The sequence below is a fragment of the Protofrankia sp. Cr1 genome (assembly GCF_963555865.1).
Classification (GTDB): Bacteria; Actinomycetota; Actinomycetes; order Frankiales; family Frankiaceae; genus Protofrankia.
Genome location: NZ_CAUVXO010000164.1, coordinates 6,770 through 10,375, shown reverse-complemented (window position 1 = coordinate 10,375; position 3,606 = coordinate 6,770). Strand labels below are relative to the sequence as shown.

Genomic DNA, 3,606 nt, shown 5'->3' with positions numbered 1-3,606 from the left:
GCCGGTGGTCTTTCTGGTCTGCCAGCCGCTCACCCTGCCCCTCACGAGCCATCCAACAACCGGGACTTCCGACCGTCGACGAGCAGCGTGTGATCACCATTTCGGGAGTCTTCGCGGGGACTATCCAAAAGCGCGCACCCGGCACCCGTCCGCGGGTCGAGTCCTGCCCTGCGGATGCTGCGCTCAGCAGCAGCTACCAGTACACCCAGCTCCTCAGCCAATCCCACCGGTAAAATCCACCCTACCTCGTTGACGAAGAACCAGAAGTATGGTATTCGCGCAACGAACGCCGAGCGGGCGGACCAGCAGGTACAGATATCTCCGGCCCGTGAGACACGCCGCATGATAGACGCGAGACTGACCGCTTTGTCCGCTGCACTCGCGAGGACGACAGCCCTATCGTGGGAGGCCGCATGTCGGAGGTGCACCTCAACACGCCGAGGATCGCTGATATAGACCGCGAGGGCGAAGTGCTCCTGTTCGATCGCACGGACAATTCGACAGACCTCGTTGCCCACGGTTTCGGATAGCACGATATCGAGATCTTGGCCGTCGGGAACAAAGTACGGACTGTCATGTAAAAGCACGGCGGCGACCAGTTCAGCCGTGGCAGTCGGGTAGTACTGGCAAAGTTTCACCGCGACACGCACCGCGTGCGCCATTGCCGGGGCACCGTCGATGGCATGCCCCGTACACCAGCGGCGCGCAAGGTGCAGCGCGACTAAAACCATGGAGGGTCGGGGGCACGACAATGCCGTCCCTGCGTCTTCCAGCCCCACGTAGACTCCCAGCATGGGGATTTGGGAATGATGTCATGGCCGAATGAGGATGTCTGCGATGTGTGCCCTGCACACGTGTTCGGCCCTGGCGAGTTCGACGTCATCGAGCGACCCTCGCAGGGAAGCGAGTATCACCCCGCCTTCGGCTACCGGAAAGACCGTGCTACTGGTGTCGCGGTGTGCGTACATCCGCTCAAGGTCGGCCTACCTCCAGGGTGCTACAAGAGCGCAGGAGCACCACTTCCACCAGACGATCTCGTAATGTCACCGCCGGACGATGCCGCAGCACTCGGCCTGTGGCTGCGGCAGGTTATCCACGGATCCGACCCCGTACGGCTTGCCTCCACTCTGCGTGAGGCGGAGGCAGCCGCTACCGAGAAGTTTTCGCCCGAACAGGTCATCGAGGCGCTGCGGGAGGCGCTGGCCTCAGCAGACTAGATAACCTGGCCGAAGTCGAAGTCATGCCGCCGCCCATCGTCGTGAATGCCAATGTTGCTGTACTTCTCCCGCAGGACCGCCAGGCGCCGAGCGACTTCCGACGCGCTGATCCAGTACCTTGGGTTAAGGTCCCCATCCTGCGACGCGGTAGCACCGGTGGGTGTAATCCCCGGGATTCCAGCCGAACCGTTCCATGTCCGTGGAATGCACGAAGGCGATCCCGAGGGATTGTTGAATACGGACCAAGAGTGTGAACTGTGCAATTAAAGCGTGGATCATCTCGTCAACCGGAGGCGCACACATCAGCTCCGCGGCCTGCTCGTCTCCATCAGTAAGCTGGAAGACTGCGGCCTTCAAGCACATGACGCGCAGCGCTTCGTCAAACAGCGCCGGGCCGTCCTGGTCCAGGTCCCATCCCGCGACGAGGGGATATCCTGTGAACGTCGCCCAGCATTCGGGATACGCAAGCGTCGACAGTCGAAAGCGTTCAAACTCGGGATGATTCACAACGAGGCTGAGAATCTCGGCACCGTCATGACCGACTTCGTCATGATCGGGTAGTGCCCCGCGCGGCGCTGAGAGCATGGTGCTCATTCTACTGTCTCCTTCCAGTGGAAATGGTGAGTTACGTGTGTACATCCAGCGACTCTTCATGGGCACAGCAGTCTGTTCATATGGTCACCATAAGATCGAATGCCGGCACTGCCCTCCTCTGCTCATTGCCCACCCAGCCATATGGCGGTCGGTGCCGGACGAGGAGTCGTGCTCAACCCGCCCGGCACCGACTACTGATACATTAAGAACAGACTTCGGTCAGGTCCAGCCGGGGAGCGTAGTAGTTTGCGGTGTCTCCAGAGTGCACTACCACGTACCGTGGTAGTGCACTCTGGAGCATTCCTGCGTGACACTATTCAGTCACATTCAAAAAGTTCGCAAGGTCCCTTAGTTCTCGAGTTAGCCTTCGTTTACGTGCATGAAGGATTTTCGATAGGAGATCCTGGCTCTTCCGTTGGTGTCGCAACCATTCCGGGGCATTTTCGCGAAGGCCCGTCATTATGTCTATCGAGTCCTGAAAATCTCTAAGGGATGCGTGAGCGCTGGCGACATCCAGCAGATGACGACTGTGGTTATCAGATCGCGAATTTCCCGTCTTTGGACGAATTCCTTCGGCTATCCTCAACACTCCGCGTGCATCACCAGTCACCATCAGCGCTTCAGCCTTTTTCATCCTGACTGTTCTCATATCAAAGGTTGACCAGTACTGGTGGTACTCTCCGCCTTCTTGGTCTCCGATACGCACAGCCGCAACTTCGGCAAGCCGCAAAAAATCGTCGGAGACATTTTCTCGGTTGTTGCGTACCGCCGCTGCTGAGCCTCGAAGGAGAAGCCAACCCCATGCCGACAGTTCGGGGGCGGTTGCCGAAGAGATTCGGGGTTCGATTTGCGAGGCGGTCGAACCCGCGAGTGTTTCGGCGTCAACGAACCTGCCTTGTCGAATAAAGAGCCAGCATTGCGAGATAGCCCCAGCCGCCGCGGTGAGTCTGTCCTGCGCCTCGACCGCGTCCGCGATACCCTCGCGAATAGCCGCATAAGCAAGATCGTACTGTCGTACCTGAGTCAGAAACCAGCCTACTAGCTGGTAAACGTTCGCCCGAAGTCTGAATGTCTCTGCCCGCTGCTCCTCGGCAGCAGCTTGCATCAGACTGTTAGCTGTCAGGATCATCTCGGGAAGAATCAGTGCCATAGATTCGAACTCGTCGGCATGGTATAGAGTCGTCGCGTGAACCAGTTCACTCCGTAGATCGTCGCTGCTGGTTCCGGCGCTCTGCAAGCTCGAATCGGCATCGATTTTGCCACTGATTCCGACGGCTGGCGTCAACACCTGGCGCAACCGAAGGAGGCTGAGCTTATTCTTTTCCTCTTCCGGGCCTACCGGCTCAGGTGCCTTCGCATCGAATAGCGAAGATGTCTCGATGCCGAGAGTCCGTGCGAGCGTGTGTAGCGTCTCAATCCGCGCAGAACCGCCTTGTTCGATTTTTCGAATAGTCGAAATGCTAAGATTCGATCTTTCGGCAAGCTCCTCCTGTGAATAACCACTGCCACGCCGAGATTCCCGAAGATTTTTTCCAAGCGGACCCGTGTCAACCATCGTCGTCCGACTCTCCCTCGTCCCGGCGTGTCTCCACTCGACTAGCGTAACCGTGCCTACGCGGTTGCCTCGAGGTTCGCGCCGGTCACAACACGTTCTAGCGCCAAGGGCATGTGGCGCCTAGCCGGGTTCGATGGCAGTACATGATCGAATTAGAACGTCACGTCACGGACAAGGTCGAGACCCCTTGTCAATTTTCCCTATTGCCGGTCGCTCGTGATGGGAACGGAGGCGTCGAGT

The 3,606-nt window shown here is 58.6% G+C and carries 4 protein-coding genes; 1 reads left to right on the top strand and 3 read right to left on the bottom strand.

Going from position 1 to position 3,606, the window contains the following annotated elements:
- Nucleotides 1-41: 41 nt before the first annotated feature.
- Entirely contained in the window at nt 42-662 is a 621-nt protein-coding gene (locus U9980_RS14300; protein ID WP_322768368.1) for a hypothetical protein, read from the bottom strand.
- Nucleotides 663-1,040: 378 nt separating this feature from the next.
- Between U9980_RS14300 and U9980_RS14295 the strand changes: the two genes are divergently transcribed.
- The gene (locus U9980_RS14295; RefSeq protein ID WP_322755213.1) at nt 1,041-1,217 is read left to right on the top strand and encodes a hypothetical protein; all 177 of its coding nucleotides are present in this window, start codon (nt 1,041-1,043) and stop codon (nt 1,215-1,217) included.
- A 123-nt stretch (nt 1,218-1,340) separates the two neighbouring features.
- On the opposite strand, the gene U9980_RS14290 is transcribed toward U9980_RS14295, so the two are convergent.
- Both U9980_RS14290 and U9980_RS14285 read right to left on the bottom strand, forming a co-directional pair.
- Nucleotides 1,341-1,811 (bottom strand): hypothetical protein, encoded by a 471-nt coding sequence (locus tag U9980_RS14290; protein WP_322768367.1) that lies wholly within the window; start codon nt 1,809-1,811, stop codon nt 1,341-1,343.
- Nucleotides 1,812-2,124: 313 nt separating this feature from the next.
- Nucleotides 2,125-3,366, bottom strand: coding sequence for a helix-turn-helix transcriptional regulator (locus U9980_RS14285; RefSeq protein ID WP_322768366.1), 1,242 nt, complete (start codon nt 3,364-3,366; stop codon nt 2,125-2,127).
- Nucleotides 3,367-3,606: the final 240 nt, after the last annotated feature.

Bases quoted from the DNA above. Each gene is read 5' to 3' on its own strand.
- U9980_RS14295 (WP_322755213.1), top strand. From the start codon at position 1,041: ATGTCACCGCCGGACGATGCCGCAGCACTCGGCCTGTGGCTGCGGCAG.
- U9980_RS14285 (WP_322768366.1), bottom strand. From the start codon at position 3,366: ATGGTTGACACGGGTCCGCTTGGAAAAAATCTTCGGGAATCTCGGCGT.
- U9980_RS14290 (WP_322768367.1), bottom strand. From the start codon at position 1,811: ATGAGCACCATGCTCTCAGCGCCGCGCGGGGCACTACCCGATCATGAC.
- U9980_RS14300 (WP_322768368.1), bottom strand. From the start codon at position 662: ATGGCGCACGCGGTGCGTGTCGCGGTGAAACTTTGCCAGTACTACCCG.